This is a genomic window from Novosphingobium endophyticum (assembly GCF_014640675.1).
GTDB classification, from domain to species: Bacteria; Pseudomonadota; Alphaproteobacteria; order Sphingomonadales; family Sphingomonadaceae; genus Novosphingobium; species Novosphingobium endophyticum.
Window position 1 is genome coordinate 53,401 of sequence record NZ_BMHK01000009.1, and the last position, 16,308, is coordinate 69,708.

The 16,308-nt window shown below is 64.1% G+C and carries 15 protein-coding genes; 4 read left to right on the top strand and 11 right to left on the bottom strand.

What is annotated here, in order from left to right:
• Positions 1–13 precede the first annotated feature (13 nt).
• The 8 genes from IEX32_RS08530 to cysD all read right to left on the bottom strand — a co-directional run bounded on the left by IEX32_RS08530 (position 14) and on the right by cysD (position 8,918).
• Complete coding sequence (locus IEX32_RS08530; RefSeq protein WP_188770455.1) at positions 14–751, bottom strand: SDR family oxidoreductase; 738 nt, start codon at positions 749–751, stop codon at positions 14–16.
• Between the two features lie 237 nt (positions 752–988).
• Entirely contained in the window at positions 989–1,411 is a 423-nt protein-coding gene (locus tag IEX32_RS08535) for a nuclear transport factor 2 family protein (protein WP_188770457.1), read from the bottom strand.
• On the bottom strand, positions 1,408–3,120 hold the full coding sequence (locus IEX32_RS08540; protein WP_188770459.1) for a class I adenylate-forming enzyme family protein: 1,713 nt from the start codon (positions 3,118–3,120) through the stop codon (positions 1,408–1,410). The genes IEX32_RS08535 and IEX32_RS08540 overlap by 4 nt, the downstream gene beginning before the upstream one ends.
• Before the next feature lie 73 nt (positions 3,121–3,193).
• Entirely contained in the window at positions 3,194–4,177 is a 984-nt protein-coding gene (gene acuI / locus IEX32_RS08545) for an acrylyl-CoA reductase (NADPH) (RefSeq protein WP_188770461.1), read from the bottom strand.
• Positions 4,178–4,363: 186 nt separating this feature from the next.
• A complete protein-coding gene (locus IEX32_RS08550) occupies positions 4,364–5,032 on the bottom strand; it encodes a TetR/AcrR family transcriptional regulator (protein ID WP_188770463.1) in 669 nt (222 codons plus the stop codon).
• Between the two features lie 155 nt (positions 5,033–5,187).
• Positions 5,188–5,925: a 3'(2'),5'-bisphosphate nucleotidase CysQ gene (locus IEX32_RS08555; protein WP_188770465.1), complete on the bottom strand. Its 738-nt coding sequence runs from the start codon at positions 5,923–5,925 to the stop codon at positions 5,188–5,190.
• On the bottom strand, positions 5,925–7,859 hold the full coding sequence (gene cysN, locus IEX32_RS08560) for a sulfate adenylyltransferase subunit CysN (RefSeq protein WP_188770466.1): 1,935 nt from the start codon (positions 7,857–7,859) through the stop codon (positions 5,925–5,927). Before cysN ends, IEX32_RS08555 begins: the two co-directional genes overlap by 1 nt.
• Positions 7,860–8,012: 153 nt before the next feature.
• Positions 8,013–8,918, bottom strand: coding sequence for a sulfate adenylyltransferase subunit CysD (gene cysD / locus IEX32_RS08565; protein ID WP_268236725.1), 906 nt, complete (start codon positions 8,916–8,918; stop codon positions 8,013–8,015).
• Positions 8,919–8,988: 70 nt separating this feature from the next.
• Here cysD and IEX32_RS08570 point away from each other — a divergent pair, with 70 nt between their 5' ends.
• Positions 8,989–10,077 carry a helix-turn-helix transcriptional regulator gene (locus tag IEX32_RS08570; protein WP_188770470.1) on the top strand — a complete coding sequence of 363 codons (1,089 nt, stop codon included), beginning with the start codon at positions 8,989–8,991 and terminating at the stop codon, positions 10,075–10,077.
• A gap of 133 nt (positions 10,078–10,210) precedes the next feature.
• Here the strand turns inward: IEX32_RS08570 and IEX32_RS08575 are convergent, their stop codons facing one another.
• Genes IEX32_RS08575 through IEX32_RS08585 form a run of 3 tightly spaced genes read right to left on the bottom strand, consistent with a single transcriptional unit; the run spans position 10,211 to position 13,310 of the window.
• A complete protein-coding gene (locus tag IEX32_RS08575; protein WP_188770473.1) occupies positions 10,211–11,479 on the bottom strand; it encodes an MBL fold metallo-hydrolase in 1,269 nt (422 codons plus the stop codon).
• Positions 11,480–11,481: 2 nt separating this feature from the next.
• Positions 11,482–12,486, bottom strand: coding sequence for a zinc-dependent alcohol dehydrogenase (locus IEX32_RS08580; RefSeq protein WP_188770632.1), 1,005 nt, complete (start codon positions 12,484–12,486; stop codon positions 11,482–11,484).
• Positions 12,487–12,527: 41 nt separating this feature from the next.
• Positions 12,528–13,310, bottom strand: coding sequence for an SDR family NAD(P)-dependent oxidoreductase (locus IEX32_RS08585; RefSeq protein ID WP_188770475.1), 783 nt, complete (start codon positions 13,308–13,310; stop codon positions 12,528–12,530).
• A 172-nt stretch (positions 13,311–13,482) separates the two neighbouring features.
• On the opposite strand from IEX32_RS08585, the gene IEX32_RS08590 reads away from it, so the two are divergent.
• The 3 genes from IEX32_RS08590 (at position 13,483) to IEX32_RS08600 (ending at position 16,281) form a co-directional block, all read left to right on the top strand.
• A complete protein-coding gene (locus IEX32_RS08590) occupies positions 13,483–14,379 on the top strand; it encodes a helix-turn-helix domain-containing protein (protein WP_188770477.1) in 897 nt (298 codons plus the stop codon).
• Between the two features lie 135 nt (positions 14,380–14,514).
• Positions 14,515–15,681 carry a sulfotransferase family protein gene (locus IEX32_RS08595; RefSeq protein WP_188770479.1) on the top strand — a complete coding sequence of 389 codons (1,167 nt, stop codon included), beginning with the start codon at positions 14,515–14,517 and terminating at the stop codon, positions 15,679–15,681.
• A gap of 126 nt (positions 15,682–15,807) precedes the next feature.
• Positions 15,808–16,281, top strand: coding sequence for a VOC family protein (locus IEX32_RS08600; protein ID WP_188770481.1), 474 nt, complete (start codon positions 15,808–15,810; stop codon positions 16,279–16,281).
• The last annotated feature ends 27 nt before the right edge of the window (positions 16,282–16,308 follow it).

Genomic DNA, 16,308 nt, shown 5'->3' on the forward strand with positions numbered 1-16,308 from the left:
GGTACGGCGGGAATCAGGGATGACGCGCGCCAACGGAAACGTGGAGAACCTTGACGTCGGGCGGCAGGTCCAGAAGCGACCGGAACACGCCCGTCACCGAATTGCTGTTGGACATCGGCCGGGCCCTGAGGTCCAGGCCCTTTTCCAGACAGCCCTTGTGGAACCGCATCGCGGCATCCGGATCCCAGCCCGGCGCTTCCTTGTCCTGATCGTACATCGGCCCGGCGCGGACCGTGGTCACGCGAATGCCCTGCGGTTCCAGTTCCTCGGCAAGCGCTTCGGTGAACCGCTCCAGCCCGGCCTTGGTGGCCTGATAGAGCGATAGCATGACGAACGGAACGACGATGGATTCGCTGCCCACATTGATGATCTGCGCACCCTTTTCCATCATCGGGATGGCAGCGCGGCAACAATAGATCGGCCCGTTGAGATTGATGGCGACGATACTGTCGATCTGCCGGTCGGTCGCTTCGGCGACAGTAAACGGTTCGTAGATCGCGGCATTGTTGACGAGCACGTCAATCTTCGGATGGCGTTCAGCGATCTGTGCGAAAGCGCCGCGCACGGAATCCGCGGAGGCAACGTCGCATTCGACGGCCATGGCATTGCCGCCGAGTTCCTCGGCGACGGCCTGGACTTTCGACAGTGTCCGGCCAAGCAGGATCACGGTTTCGCCTTCGCCGGCGAAACGCCGCGCAAGCGCGCGCCCCAGGCCTGCACCGGCCCCGGTTATCACGATCGTCTTGCCCACAGTTCCTCCCGATTGACCAACATTTGAAGCCGTCTGATTTCCAGCACCATAGCCCTTCGGCAAGGACCAGCCTATCGCGACTGCGATAGTTACCGCAAGGCTCGCGCGCAGGCTTCAGCAGCCCGCCGCAACGGGTGCCATTTCAGGCTTGCGGATGAATTGAAGCGCCCAATTTCAAGGACTTGAAGAAGGCGTTCCTATCCTCACCGAAGCGCTCTCGGGGCGCGCGATCCGGGTTCACGCAGCAGGCCGATCCACTTCCATGATGAGGCGCGTCAGCTTCTGCTCGGCGATCTTCCAGCCCTCGGCAGTGCGCACGCAGGTCTCGTGATAGTGCCCATAGCCGGTCAGCGAGAAGTCGTCCTTGGTAACCCGGTCCTGCATGGCCCAGACCACGCGGGCAACGTCGCCGTCGATGGTTATCTCCGGAGAGTGGATGTGATGCGCGGTTCTGGCATTCGTCAGGGACGTGCTGACAGCCTTAACGAAGTCATCGCGACTCCGCTCCACCGTGCCCCCGCTGCCCGTCGTGTCGATCACGCAGTCCTCGGTGAAGAGCTGCTTCCAGTTCTCCCAGTCCTTCGTGTCGAGCAGCCGGCAATAGGCAGCCTTGAGATTGCAGATTGCCAGCCAGTCGGCGAATTCCGGTGCCGTGCTCATACGCCGTCCTCACCCAGCGCCGCGACCCGTTCTGCTGCGAGCTTGCGAAGGTCGGCGGTCTTGATCTTGGAGCTGCCGGTGGTCTTGAGGTCGCGGTCCTCGACGAAGAGGACGCGGCGCGGCACCTTGTAGCTGGCAAGCTGTCCCCGGGCGTAGTCGCGGATAGCCGACGGGTCCGGATTTGTCCCCTCCACCGGGACGATGCAGGTGACGACCATTTCGCCCAGCAATTCGTCGGGCACGCCGACGGTCTGCGAGACCTTGACCTGGGGATGGGCGCGAATGACTTCGTCGATCTCGATCGGCGAGACGTTCGCGCCGCCGGTCTTGATGATGTCGTTCAGGCGTCCTTCCCAGAACAGCCGCCCCTGCTCATCGACGTAACCTCCGTCGGCCGTGCGCAGGAAGCCGTCCTCGTCAAGCGACTGGTCAAGCGGGATTCCGAGGTAGCCGAGCATCAGCGTTGGCCCCTTTACGGCGATTTCGCCGCGTTCGCCCAGCGGCATCGTCGCGCCAGTGAACGGATCGACGATCTTGATCGTCGATCCCGCCGTGGGCTGGCCGTACGACTTGCCGGCGATCTCATCCGGCGTGCCGGAAGGGTATACGGAGACGAGCGTAAATGTCTCGGTATTGCCGTAAGCCTGCGCCGGCTCGCGCCAGTTCGTGCTGATCGTCGGATGCTGCGCGCAAGGCGTTTGCGCATCGAGGTAGTGCATCGCGGACAGATCGACGCTCTCGTAATTGGGCGCGGCCATGAGGTGTGCCCACTGATGCGGCCAGGCGATGATCATCGTCGCCTTCTCCGCCTCCATCAGGGCCAGCGCTTCCTCGGCATCGAACCAGCGTTGCAGCACCAGTGACCCGCCCGAGCCCAGCGTGCCGCCCAGCGCCATGGCGAAGTTGCCAGACCAAAAGAAGCCGTTGGCCGACCAGGTGCGTGGCGGCTCGGTGATGGAGTACCACTGCGGCCAGCGCCAGAGCTGCAAGGTCACGCCGCGATGGGCGGAAAGAATCCCCTTGGCCTTGCCGGTCGACCCCGAGGAAAAGAACAGCACTCCCGGATCGGCGGGAGTAACGGAAGCGGACGTGGCGGCGACCATGGCCGGATCGACGCTGCCGCCCCGCGCCAGGAAGGTGCTCCATCCCTCGATCGCGCCCATTCCCTCGTCGCTGTCCACCACCGCCAGATGGCGCAGGAACGGAAACTTGGCCGAAGCAAGGCGTCCGGGCTGGGCCGAGCCGATCTGCGGCTCCAGATCGACGAGGATCTGCGCGAAGTCCTTCTTGAGCACACTGCGTTCGAGCAGAAGCACCGAGCAGCCGCCCATCTGCAGCACGGTGTCGAGTTCGGCCGGCGTGAAAAACGTGCTGATGGTAGTCGCAACGCCGCCAGCAAGCGCGGTGCCGAAAACGCCGGAAAGAAATTCGAGGCGGTTGGTGGTGAGGATGCCTACGCGCGTGCCCTTGCCGACACCGCAGGCGATCAGGGATCGCGCGACTTCGACCGAACGCGCCCAGAGATCGTCATAAGTCCAGCGCTCGACCTTGCCGTCGAGGTGAATGACCGCCGCCTCGGACGGGCCGTGGCGCTGCGTCACTTCACGAATGAACCCGCCTAGCGTCAGCGGGCCGATGCCCTCCTCTTCCGAAAGAGGAATGCCGTGGACGATCGACAAGTCATCTACCACCCTAACCGAACCTGTCATGCCATCCTCGTCATTATTGCTTTGGAACGGTCGATGGGGCGAGACGGGCAAGCCCGTACCCGCCCCTCCCCGCTCAGGCGTTCACGTCGACGATGTAACGCCCCTTGACGTCACCCGACATGAACTTCTTCGCCGCATCGATCGCCTCGCCCAGGCCAATGGTCTGGCCGATGGTGTCTAGCGCCGCCGGATCGAGATCCCTGGCGAGACGGTCCCAGGCCTTGAGGCGCTTGGCCTTGGGCGCCATGACGCTGTCGATGCCGAGCAGCGACACACCGCGCAGGATAAAAGGCATGACCGTGGCCGGCAGGTCCGCGCCCTGGGCCAGGCCGCAGGCCGCGACCGCGCCGCCATACCGGGTCTGCGCACAGGCGTTGGCGAGGGTGAAGCTGCCGGCGGTATCCACCACGCCGGCCCAGCGCTCCTTCTGCAGCGGCTTGCCCTTTTCGGACATTTCGGCGCGGTCGATGATGGTCTCGGCGCCCAGCGCCTTGAGATAATCCGCCTCGCCCGGCTTGCCGGTCAGCGCGGCGACCGAGAAGCCCAGCTTCTTCAGCAGCGCTATAGCCACCGAACCGACGCCGCCGGTGGCGCCGGTAACGAGCACTTCGCCCTGTTCCGGGGTCACGCCCCAGTCGACCAGTCCGTCGACGCAAAGCGCGGCGGTGTAGCCGGCCGTGCCGATCGCCATGGCCTGCGCCGGGGTGAATGCGCTTGGCAGCGGCACCAGCCAGTCGCCCTTGAGCCGGGCCTTCTGCGCCAGGCCGCCCCAGTGGGCTTCGCCCACGCCCCAACCGTTGAGAACGACCGTGTCGCCGGCCTTCCAGTCACCGTGGCTGCTATCCGAAACGGTGCCAACGAGGTCGATGCCCGGCACCATCGGGAACTTGCGCACGACGGGCGAGCTGCCGGTGATGGCGAGGCCATCCTTGAAGTTGAGCGTCGAATAGGCAACGTCGATGGTGACGTCGCCTTCGGGCAGCGCGCTTTCATCGAGCTGTTGCAGGGTAACCGTCTGGCCCTCGTCGGTCTTGTCGATCACGATCGCGGAAAACATGGAGAACTTCCTTCCTCTGTGAGGGCCTCGCCCTTCGACCAAACATGCCGCGTACCGGCGGGATGGCGCCCGCCGCGACTTAGAATCCACCGCATGCTGAAACGGATAATGCCCCCGCCCGTCAATGGCGCGAAGCCATGGCATCGCCGAGGCGAACAGGAAGCCCGGCTTGAGGCGGCCCCTGTGTCAGGACGCGGCCACGCGCATCCCTTTCCTGAGACGTTCCTCAACTTGCGGGAAAGCCCGCGAATCCATCGATCCGTACATCGAGAGACGGAGGATTTCATGACTGAATCGGCGGGTCAGCTCACTACGCTCCCGATCGTCGGCCGCATGCGCGCGCACGAGAATCGGCCAGAAAAACACGCCGGCGAGGTTGAGCACCGAAAGGACTTCCGCGTCGACCCCCGGCTGGGAAAGATCGGTAGCGGCGAACCGGCGCAACGAACCGCAATATTCGCGCCAGAACGGATCCTGGCTGGGGTCCGGCGAGGCCAGCACCTGCTGCAGCCAGACGCGGCAGATTTCCGGGTTTTCCATCGCGAAATCGCAAAGCCGGTCAGTAAGTCTGGCGACGTCGACTTCCTCGACACGGCGTTCGCCGATCGTTTCAGGGTCACCGAACACGGCGTGGAACAGCTTGTCCGAAACCCACTGGATCGTGGCTTCGATCAGCTTTTCCCGCGTTTCGAAATGCTGATAGGCAGTGCCGCGGTTGACGCCCGCGAGATGGGCAACCGCCGAAAGGCTGACCCCCTCAAGCCCATCCTTGGCCAGCAGGTTACTGGCTGCCTCGAGAATGGTCTCGCGCGTCGCCGCCGGATCGCGGACCCTGCGCTTCACCTTCGCCTCCATGCCTTCCCCCTTCGTTGCCACCGGAGGAGCATAGCGGCGATGCAACTAATCGACAATGTTGACTATACACAGGCCGCCCCGGCGAAGCGGTCGGCTATTTGGCAGACGGGAGGCCCTCCACAAAGGCCGGCCTCCCGTGCAAGTGCGGATCGCGTCTAGAGGAAAGCCTTGACTTCCCGAAGCACCATTTCCGCGTGTTCCTTCCGGCAGATCAGCAGGTCCGGCATATAGACGTCCTCCCGATTGTAGACCAGCGGGCTGCCGTCGATGCGCGAGACATGCAGCCCCCAGCCCGCCGCGACGGCGGCAGGCGCGCAGCTGTCCCATTCATATTGTCCGCCGGAGTGCAGGTAGATGTCCGCCTCGCCGCGCAGGATGGCCATGGCCTTGGCGCCCGCCGAACCCATGGGAACGAGTTCGGCTCCGATCGCCTCGGCAACGCCCGTCGCTTCCCTGGCGGGGCGCGTGCGGCTCACGACCATGCGCAGTTTTTCGGGCGGCGCCGGGACTTCTTCCGGTTGATCCGAGCGCAGCACCAAGCCGAGCCCCGGAAGCGCGACTGCTCCCAGCACCGGCTCACCATTGACCGCCATGCCGACATGGACCGCCCAGTCGGTGCGCTCCTCGCCGTATTCGCGAGTGCCATCAACCGGGTCGACGATCCACACCCGCTCCTTGGCGAGACGTTCCGGATTGTCCTTCTCCTCCTCGGAGAGCAGCCCGTCCTCCGGCCGCTGCTCGCGCAGTGCATGGCAGAGGAACTGGTTCGCAGTCTGGTCTCCCGCCTTGCCCAGCGCCTTGCCCTTGAACACGCCCGAGGCGCGAACCTGAAGCAGGATCCTGCCCGCGACATCGGCGAGATGGGCGGCGAGATTGCCGTCAGTCATCCCCATCACGCGTCGCCCAGCAGGGTATTGACGATGAGCTCGGCTGCCTCGTCCGGCGACATCTTGGTGGTGTCGATCCGAATCTCGGGGTCGCGCGGCGCTTCATAGGGGCTGTCGATCCCGGTGAAGTTCTTGAGCTCACCCGCGCGCGCCTTCTTGTAGAGGCCCTTGACGTCACGCGCCTCGGCCACCTTCAGCGGCGTGTCGATGAAGACCTCGAAAAACTCGCCCTCGGGCAGCATCGAACGCACCATCTCGCGATCCGCCTGGAACGGCGAAATGAACGCGGTGATGACGATCAGGCCCGAGTCGGCCAACAGCTTCGAGACTTCGCCGACGCGGCGGATGTTCTCGATACGGTCGGCCTCGGTGAAGCCCAGGTCCTTGTTGAGGCCATGGCGCACATTGTCTCCGTCGAGCAGGAAGGTGTGCCGGTTCATCCGGTACAATTTCTTCTCGACGAGGTTGGCGATCGTCGATTTGCCCGAGCCCGAGAGGCCGGTGAACCACAGCACCGCCGGACGCTGGTTCTTGAGGTCGGCGTGCTGCTTGCGGCCGATGTCGAGCGCCTGCCAGTGGACGTTCTGCGAACGGCGCAGCGAGAAATGCAGCATGCCCGCCGCGACCGTGGCGTTAGTCATCCTGTCGATCAGGATGAACCCGCCCAGCGCGCGGTTTTCGGCATAGGGCTCGAACACGATCTGCTTGTCGGTGGCGATCTCGGCGACGCCAATCTCGTTGAGTTCGAGCGTCTTGGCGGCCATGTGCTCCATCGTGTTCACGTTGACCGTGTACTTGGGCGCATGGATCGTGGCGGAGACCGTCTGCGTGCCCAGCTTCAGCCAATAAGCGCGGCCGGGGACCAGCGCGTCGTCCGCCATCCAGACGATGGTGGATTCGAACTGATCCGCGGTCTGCGGCGGGTTGTCGGCAACCGAGATCACCGAGCCGCGCGAGCAGTCGATCTCGTCCTCGAAGCAGACCGTGACCGACTGTCCCGCAACCGCCTCGTCGAGATCGCCGTCAAACGTGACGACGCGACTGACCTTGCTGGTCTTGCCCGAAGGCAGGACGCGGATCGCATCGCCCGGCTTGACCGAACCGGTCGCGATCAAACCCGAGAAACCGCGGAAGTCGAGGTTCGGGCGATTGACCCATTGCACCGGCATGCGAAACGGCTTGTCCGCGTCGACCGAGCTGATGACCTCGACAGTCTCGAGATGCTCGACCAGCGTCGGCCCCTTGTACCAGGGGGTATTCTCGGACAGCGTCGTGATGTTGTCGCCCTTGAAGCCCGAGATCGGCATGGCGGTGAAACTCTCGATCCCGATGCCTTCCGCGAACTCCGTGTAGTCGGCGACGATCTTGTCGAAGACGTCCTGGCTGTAGTCGACGAGGTCCATCTTGTTGACGGCGAGCACGATGTTCTTGATGCCGATCAGGTGGCACAGGTAGCTGTGACGCCGGGTCTGGACGAGCACGCCCTTGCGCGCGTCGATCAGGATTACCGCAAGATCGGCGGCCGAGGCACCGGTCACCATGTTGCGGGTGTACTGCTCGTGGCCCGGACAGTCGGCGACGATGAACTTGCGCTTTTCGGTGTTGAAGAAGCGGTAGGCCACGTCGATGGTGATGCCCTGCTCGCGCTCGGCGGCGAGACCGTCGACCAGCAGCGCGAAGTCGATTTCCTGACCCTGCGTGCCGACCTTCTTCGAATCCGAGGTCAGCGCGTCGAGCTGGTCCTCGAAGATCATCTTCGAATCGTAGAGCAGACGGCCAATCAGCGTGGACTTGCCGTCATCGACGCTGCCGCAGGTGATGAAGCGCAGCATCGTCTTGTGCTCGTGCTGATCGAGATAGGCGTCGATGTCCTTCGCGATCAGGTCGTCGACGACGTAGACGGGTTCGTTCTTGTCTTTGGTGATGGTCTGGTCGGTCATCGGATCACTCCGTCATCCCGGACTTGATCCGGGACCGCTGGCTGAATTTATGCGCGACGTCATGGGAATGGGCCCCGCCGTGAGGTCGTGCCGAACGACCGCCACCGGTCCCGGCTTTCGCCGGGATGACGATCGACGTGTGAAAGCGGGCCATCAGAAGTACCCCTGCTGCTTCTTGACTTCCATGCCGGCGCCGCCGGCATCCTTGTCGATAGCGCGGCCTTGCCGCTCTGAGGTGGTGGTGAGCAGGGTTTCCTGGATCACCTCGGGGAGCGTCTTGGCCGTGCTTTCCACCGCTCCGGTCAACGGATAGCAGCCCAGCGTGCGGAAGCGCACCGAACGCATGACCGGCTTTTCGCCGGGCTTGAGCGGGAAACGATCGTCATCGACCATGACCAGCATGCCGTCGCGCTCGACGGTGGGACGCTTCTCCGCGAAGTAGAGGGGAACGATCGGAATGTCGTTGAGGTGGATGTACTGCCACACGTCAAGCTCGGTCCAGTTCGAGATCGGGAAGACGCGGATAGATTCGCCCTTGGCCTTCTTGGCATTGTAGAGGTTCCACAGCTCGGGACGCTGGTTCTTCGGGTCCCAGCCATGCGAGGACGTGCGGAACGAGAAGATGCGCTCCTTGGCGCGGCTCTTTTCCTCGTCGCGGCGGGCGCCGCCGAAGGCCGCGTCGAACCCGTACTTGTCGAGCGCCTGCTTGAGCCCCTCGGTCTTCCACATGTCGGTGTGGAGCGAACCATGGTCGAAGGGATTGATCCCTTTTTCCTGCGCCTCGGGGTTATGGTAGACAAGCAGGTCCATGCCCGAAAGCTCCGCCATCCTGTCGCGCAGCTTGTACATCTCCTGGAACTTCCAGGTGGTGTCGACGTGGAGCAGCGGGAACGGCGGCGGCGAGGGGTAGAATGCCTTGCGGGCGAGGTGCAGCATGACGGCGCTGTCCTTGCCGACCGAGTAGAGCATCACCGGCTTTTCCGCCTCGGCGACAACTTCTCGGATAATATGGATGCTTTCGGCTTCCAGCCTCTCGAGGTGGGTCAGGGTCTTCATCAGCTTCCCTTTTTCTTGGTCGCGAATCTCTTTGCAGGGATGACTTTCGCGAAAACCTCCCATATGGGAGGATATGGCCCTAACCAGTCGCGACGAGACCGATCTGCTACTGCCGCTTTTCCGGAGTCTGTCTGGAAACGAGCGGTTTTCGACGTTTCTGGAGCGGCTCAGGCGGCGCACCGACGCCGAATACATCGGCCTGATCCAGCGCGTGGGCAGCAGCCCGCACGCCGAAGTGAGCGAATTCCACGCCGGAATAGACTTGCGCGTCCGCGCACAGGAAGACGATCCGCTGGAGACTCGCGCCCTCGACCGGTTCCATTACGACAACCTGCGGCCGGGGCGCGTCTATTCGATGTCGGAGTTCTTCGACCACGATCCGGTCTACCGCGCCGATCGGGCACGCCGCATGCAAGGCCTGGGCATCGCCGACGAGCGCGTGGTGCGCATACCCGACATTGGCGACGTTACAGCGTGGCTCGTGATGGCCCGCGCGCAGCCCTGCACGGCGGCGGACAGCGCCCTCCTCTCCAATCTCGCGCCTTACGTCGAGGAAGCGCTGCGGGCGCATATCGAGCTGGAGCGCTACCGGGTGAGGGCCAGCGTCAGCGTGCAGGGCCTTGCCCGGTCGGCCACGGCCTGGCTGGTGATGGACCGCGAAGCGCGGCTGCTCTTCATCGACCCGAGACTCGAAGTCTGGATGGAGGAGACGCTGGGCTACAGCCCCCGCATCGGCGAACGGCTGCGCGACCTCGGCGTCCAGACGGAGCGGGAACTGATGGCCGCCGCAAACCACTTTACCGGTGAGGAACCCGGACCGCCCCGCCCTCTCCTTCTGAACGAGCATCCCCGGCTGGAGGCGCTGCTCTCCGCGACCACCGACATGCCCCGCCGCTCGATGCTGGTGCTCTGCCGCCTGCCCAATGCGCGCACCGCCGAAAGCGTGGAGCGCCTCGCCCGCCTGTTCGACCTTCCCCGGCGCGAGGCCGAACTCGCGGTTGCGCTCAACGAGGGTCTGTCGATTGCAGAAGCGGCAGGGCGCATGGGCCTGACCCTGGAAACGGCGCGCAACTATTCGAAACGGCTTTACGCCAAGCTGGGGGTGCGCGGGCAGGCGGAACTGGTGCGCCTGGTCAGCGACAGCGTGGCGGTGATGGCATGAAGAAGCGGCCAAAACCGGGGTAGAGCATCGTGCGCTTGATCTGCATCGGATTCCATTCGTGTCGAGCGAAGTCGAGACACACTGGCGCGGCGTGAGCGTGTCTCGACTTCGCTCGACACGAACGGATCTGCCTTTACGGTCCCTCGCCCAACAACCTCTCGCATTCGGCGATCTCCGCGCGTAGCCACATGGTCTCGCTCAGGTTCCTGCCGCCGCTGGCCTTGAGCAAGGCTTCGTTCGCCGCCTTGCGCACTTTCAGCGCAGGCACGTTCCCCGGTTCGGCGCCCAGCGCGACGTCGACGAGGTGAAGTGCCTCCAGTGGCTTGCCTTCATCCAGCCTGACGCGCGCCCGTTCGGCGATCCTGTCCGCGCCGCCGACCAGCTCGGCCAGATCCGCATCCACGCTCGAACGCGGCACGCCGTAAAGCGCGGTAGTGCCGTCCTCGTAATGCAGCCAGCCCGCATATTCGCGCCAGATCGACTTGACCGCCCAGCTTGCCTTGCCATGGAATTCACCGATCTCCAGTCCCTCGGGCCAGGCAAACTCGCGCATCAGGGTGTGGACGTCCTTGCCCGCGTTCATGCCGCCGAGCGTGTAGTCGCGCACATAGCTGACAGCCTCGTGCAGCTTGTCGAGATCGGCCTTGATGCGCTCCTTGCCGACAATGGCATCGCCATGGCCGGTAACGATGATCTCGGCACCCAGAGCACGGATCGTCGCCAGCGACTTGAGGTAATTGCGCACCAGCCGGGGCTTGTCTCCGCGCAGGGTGTTGAGGAACGGCATCGACAGCCAGACCGGGCCGAACACGTTGCCGGTGAAGGCGATCTTCTCCCTGGGCATCCAGACCGTGAGGCTGTCGATGGTCTCGCCTTCGGGAGTGGAAATGATTTCAAACGTGCGGCCGCCTAGTTCGAGTATCAGCCTGCGGTCGACGAGAATATCCGGCTTCACGTCCGGCGGTGGCTTGGGCGTGCCGCCGCGCTTGAGCGTCGAGCCCCAGAGCTTTCCGCTGCGCGGCCCGAAGAAGGGCTGCAAACGCATCATGTCGCCCAGAGCTTCGTCGAAGCCGGGGCCGCCGATCACTTGCGTCCCCTCCTCCACGAAGTCGGGCACGCCGCCGTAATGGTCGGCATGGCTCTGCGTGAGGATAATGAACGCCAGCGGGCCTTTGCGGTGCGGTGCCAACAGGCGTTTGGTGCGCTCCGCATTGTCCATGAAGCCGGTGTTGATCATCACATCGCCTTCGCTCGTGGTCACAAGACAGGCGTTCGAGATGTCGTTGGCCTGAAAGATGAAATCGGTGATCGCGATGGCGTCGGTCTGCTCGTCGCCCGAGCGCACGAGGCCGGCCAGCCTGGGGCCCTCCTGTTTCGATGGGGCGTCCTCGGTTTCCGCCACGCTCAATCCTCCATCTCTATCATAACCTTGGCCGACGCCGGGGTCGCCGCGATTTCGAGGCCCTTCATAACGTCCCTGAACGGCAGTCTGTGGCTGATCATCGCCACGATCTTGTCCTTGAGGCGCGGCATCGCGGCGATCACTTCGGGCATTTCGGTGGGATAGCCCATGGCCGTGGTGATCGTCATTTCGCTGGTCAGCATGCGGCCCGCGGGGAACTCGATCGGCTTCATGTGCGCCGCGGTGATGACCATGCGCGAATGGAACTTGGCCATCATGATTACGTCGGACAGGATATTGGGCGCCCCCGCCGCGTCGATAAAGGCATCGGTGCCCACGCCCACGCGGCCATAGCTCGGCACCTCGCCGTGCAGCTTCGCCAGTTCGGCGCGCAGGTCCACCCTGGTGGGGTCGAACGCGGCTTGCACGCCCAGCGCGCGCGCGCGTTCGAGGCGCTCTTCCGACAGGTCGAGCGCGACCACATCGGTAATCCCGCGATCGACCAGCCAGAGCAGCATACCAAGACCGATCGGGCCGCAACCGAACACCACCACCTTGTCGCCCGGCTTCACCTCGGCGCGGTTGACGCCGTGCATGGCCACCGCCAGCGGTTCGCACATGGCGGCCACGTCATAGGGAATGCCTTCGGGGATCGGCAGGATAGATTCCCCCAGCCGCGCGCCGCGCACCAGCAGTTCCTGGGTGAACGCGCCTTCTGGTCCGCCCGAGCCAATGTTGCCCGGCGTCATCATGGGGTTGACGATGACGGGCGCGCCCACGGCGATGCCTGCGACCTCGGCGCCCACTTCCATCACCTCTCCCGCGCCTTCGTGGCCCAGCGCGGTCACGTTGCCCGGCGGAATGCCGCCGATCCTGATGTAGCTGAGGTCCGATCCGCAGATGCCGACCGACTTCATCCTTACCACCACATCCTTCGGTCCTGCCACCGGGCGCTCGTAGGGATCGAGTCGGACATCGCCGGCACCATGGATCGTGAGCAGTTCCATTGCCATTTCTCCTCTCTTCCCGTCCCCGGTCTCGCGGTGCGTTACGGACGGACCATGTAGCCGCCGTCGATCGTTATGGTCTCGCCGGTCATGAAGGAACTCGCGTCCGAGCACAGGTAGGCGCCAATGCCTTCGAAATCCGCCGGGTAGCCGGTGCGTTTCAGCGGGATCGCCGGTCCCATCGCCTGCGCTATCGCGTCGCCACGATCGCCCATCATCGGCGTAATGATAAGGCCGGGCGCGACGACATTGGCACGAATGCCGTGTTCGCCCAGCTCGACCGCCAGACAGCGAATGGTGGCCGCCACCGCGCATTTGGACGCGGCATATTCCTGCTTTCCGGGCAGCCCATGGAACAACGAGAGCGAACCGCACGCCACAAGACTGCCGCCCTTCTCTCCCGCCTCGGCTCGCGCCTTCATCAGCCGCGCGCCTTCGCGCAGCGTGAAGAAGGCGCCGTGCAGCGCAGTCTTCTGGAAATCATACCAGTGCTCGGCCGGCATATCGAAGACCGAATTGTAACGGGGCGCGGCGCCGGAGTTGGCAAAGACGCAGTCGACGCGGCCGAAGTCTTCCATCACCCTGCCGTAGCCTTCGACGATGTTACCTTCTTCCGAAACGTCCACCTGGTAGGCGATCACCTTCCGCGCGCCGGCGGCTTCGAGTTCCGCCTTCGCCTTGGCGTTCTTCTCGGCATTGCGCGCCCAGATCGCCACATCGCCGCCCATCCTGGCTACGCCCATGGCAAACCCGAGGCCGATGCCGCCATTGCCGCCGGTCACCACCGTCACCTTGCCACTGCAATCGAAGAGGCCCTTGGCCATCCTGCTTCTCCCGGATCCGGATCGTGCGCCGAACGCGGCGCAGTTACGTCCGCAAGGTTTCGGACCGGATGGCTTGCCCCGCAACCCCGCGAGGCATAGATATCAGGTCGAACCATTGTATCAGGGACACAATGCGGGCGGCTTGCCGAACCCGCCCCTGCGAGGACGGATGATGCCTGACAGCGGCGCCTTGAAGCCGACGATGACCGTCGATGCCGAATTGTCGGCTCCCGGGATCAGCGCCCGGATCGTCCGCTTCGACATGCCCGAACCCACGGCGACGCAGCACAGCGCCGCGGATGGATATCACGTCAATATGTGCCTCACTCCGCGCCCGCTGCAATCGCGCGCCGGCTATCGCAAGCGCTGGGGCCCGCACCGCTTCGAAAGGCTGGGCGACATCTTCCTCCTGCCTCCGGGGGAAGAGCTGTACATCAAGGGTGGCAGCGGCAGGCAGGCATCGTTGATCTGCAACATAGCCCCTGCCCTGGTCCACGAAGGCATCGGGCACGCGCTGGATTGGGACGACCAGCGCCTTGCCGCCACGCTGGACATCGGCAGCGCGCATGTCCGCGCCCTGCTGTTCCGCATCACCGCCGAAGTCCGCCACCCCGGCCTCGCCGCCCGGCGGATGATGGAACTGCTCGGCGGCGAGCTTGCCATCGAGCTTGCACGCTATTGCCACGAAGTCGCCGAGCGCCCCGTCACCGGCGGTCTTGCGGGCTGGCGCCTGCGCCTGATCGACGAACGCCTGGCCGATGACCTCGCCGCGCCGTCGCTCAAGGAACTTTCCCAACTGTGCTCGCTCTCAGTAAGGCAGCTTACCAGAGGGTTCCGGGTCAGCCGGGCATGCTCGATCGGCGACTACATCGAACAACGCCGCATGGAAGCGGCCAAGCGCTTGCTGATGGAGGGCGAAAGCGTGAAGACGATTTCCTTCCGCATGGGCTTCGCCTCACCGTCCAGCTTCACATTTGCCTTCCGCCGCGCCGTCGGAGCAAGTCCCAGCACTTTCCGGCAGCGTCAGGGCCGCGCACTGAACGCGCCATTCCATCCGTCCAAGAACTGACCCGATTTCTATACAACGTCCCGTTTTACTGCGTCAGCCGCATTGCCAATCGGGCCTGCGGAGGGGTTATCTCGCACGCAACAGGCCGCGCGCGGCGGCCAGATTGGTATTCCACGGGACAGAGGATCAGGACTCATGGCCGAAAAACTGCTCGCCGACGCCCTCATCGAACAGGCGATGAAGGAAACCGGCATCGACGCATTCGACTCCGACACCTATCGCGAGGGGCTCGACGCATTCACAGCCTCGTTCAACGAGGGCATCGAGAAGAGCTGGATGTCCGAAGGCGGCCTCGCCCGCGCGACGGCTGACACGCTGCATTATCTCCGGGGTCGCCTGAAAGTCTCGCAGTATCTTCGTGAAAACCCTGAGCTTCTGGATCGCCCGGTCGAAAGGCCGGTCTTCGTCATGGGTGTGCCGCGCACCGGCACCACGCTGATGTCCAACCTGCTCGCCGCCGACCCCGCCCGCCGTTCGCCGCTGACATGGGAAATCGACGACCCGGTGCCGCCCGTGTCCTCCGGGGACATGCTGATCAATGACCCGCGCGCGCAGGCCCGCCTGGCGCAGGAAAAAGCCATGCGCGAGGCCAATCCGGAGATGGGCAAGTACTATCGCGGCTCGGCCGTCTATCCCAACGAGTGCGTGTTCTTCATGGCGCACGATTTCAAGACGCTGATGATCGAGTCCAAGGGCAAGCTGCCGCTCTACAAGGACTTCATCTTCTCGTGCGACATGACCAGCGCCTATGAGTACCACAAGAAGTTCCTGCAGGTGCTCCAGCACCATGCCGGCGGTGTATGGAACGTCAAGAAACCGAGCCATGCGCTGTGGCTGGAGACGATCTTCAAGGTCTATCCCGACGCGCGCGTGGTCTGGACCCACCGCGATCCCTTCACCGCGACCGGTTCGCTGTGCTCGATCATCTCCTTGAGCCATATGGCGCACATGGGCCGGATCGACACCAAATGGCTGGCCGAGGACTATCCCTGGCAGGCCGCCGAGCATGCCAACCGCATCATGGACTTCCGCGACAGGTTCGGCGAGGACAAGATCATCGACGTCCACTACGCCGATCTCATCGAGGACCCCGTAGGAGAAACGAAGAAGCTCTACGCGAAACTGGGTGACGAGTGGACCGCCGAAGCCGAAGCGGGAATCCAGCGGTGGGTCGACGACAACCCGCAAAACAAGTTCGGCAAGCACGAATACAAGCTGGCCCAGTACGGGCTGAGCAAAGCGGAGCTTGAGCCGCTCTTCGAACGCTACCTCTCGCGCTACGACATCGCGCGCGAAGGCTGAACGTCATCCCGGCGCACGCCGGGACCGGTGGCGGTGTTTACGCGCAACTTGGCCGAGAGGCCCCGCCGAACGACCGCCACCGATCCCGGAGCAAGTCCGGGATGACGGGAATATGGGAGACACGCCATGCTCGAAGGCCGGCACTATCAGAATGCCTATATCTGCGACAATCTGGAGGCGGCAATCGACCTGTTCCGGGGCCGGGGCCTCGTCAGGGAACCGATCATCATCCCCGTCGACCAGACGGTGCTGACCCCCGAAGGCCCCAAGCGCCAGAAGGGCCGCATCTGCTTCATCTGGATCGGCGAGCTGCAATACGAGCTGATCGAGAACGAGATCGACGAAGCCGGCATCTACGCCAATTGCCTCGCGAACGGCGGCCCGCTGCACTTCCATCACATCTGCTTCCGAATCGACGACTGGGCCGACTTTCGCGCCCGCGTCGACCAACAGGAGTTCCCGATCGCCATGGAACGCGCGGCAACGGACGATCCGGATGCCCTGAAGTTCCTGTACCTCGATGCCCGCGCGGTCTTCGGGCACTACATCGAGTACACCTGGATGCCTGACGCGATGTGGGACCAGATCAGGGCGATGTAGGCGCCGGTTCCTCCCCGAGACAAGCTC

Coding starts and splice junctions, on each gene's coding strand:
- IEX32_RS08600 (WP_188770481.1), top strand. CDS start 15,808: ATGCTCGAAGGCCGGCACTATCAGAATGCCTATATCTGCGACAATCTG.
- cysN (WP_188770466.1), bottom strand. CDS start 7,859: ATGACCGACCAGACCATCACCAAAGACAAGAACGAACCCGTCTACGTC.
- IEX32_RS08580 (WP_188770632.1), bottom strand. CDS start 12,486: ATGGAACTGCTCACGATCCATGGTGCCGGCGATGTCCGACTCGATCCC.
- IEX32_RS08590 (WP_188770477.1), top strand. CDS start 13,483: ATGCCTGACAGCGGCGCCTTGAAGCCGACGATGACCGTCGATGCCGAA.
- IEX32_RS08595 (WP_188770479.1), top strand. CDS start 14,515: ATGGCCGAAAAACTGCTCGCCGACGCCCTCATCGAACAGGCGATGAAG.
- IEX32_RS08540 (WP_188770459.1), bottom strand. CDS start 3,120: ATGACAGGTTCGGTTAGGGTGGTAGATGACTTGTCGATCGTCCACGGC.
- IEX32_RS08550 (WP_188770463.1), bottom strand. CDS start 5,032: ATGGAGGCGAAGGTGAAGCGCAGGGTCCGCGATCCGGCGGCGACGCGC.
- IEX32_RS08585 (WP_188770475.1), bottom strand. CDS start 13,310: ATGGCCAAGGGCCTCTTCGATTGCAGTGGCAAGGTGACGGTGGTGACC.
- IEX32_RS08555 (WP_188770465.1), bottom strand. CDS start 5,925: ATGGGGATGACTGACGGCAATCTCGCCGCCCATCTCGCCGATGTCGCG.
- acuI (WP_188770461.1), bottom strand. CDS start 4,177: ATGTTTTCCGCGATCGTGATCGACAAGACCGACGAGGGCCAGACGGTT.
- IEX32_RS08570 (WP_188770470.1), top strand. CDS start 8,989: ATGGCCCTAACCAGTCGCGACGAGACCGATCTGCTACTGCCGCTTTTC.
- IEX32_RS08535 (WP_188770457.1), bottom strand. CDS start 1,411: ATGAGCACGGCACCGGAATTCGCCGACTGGCTGGCAATCTGCAATCTC.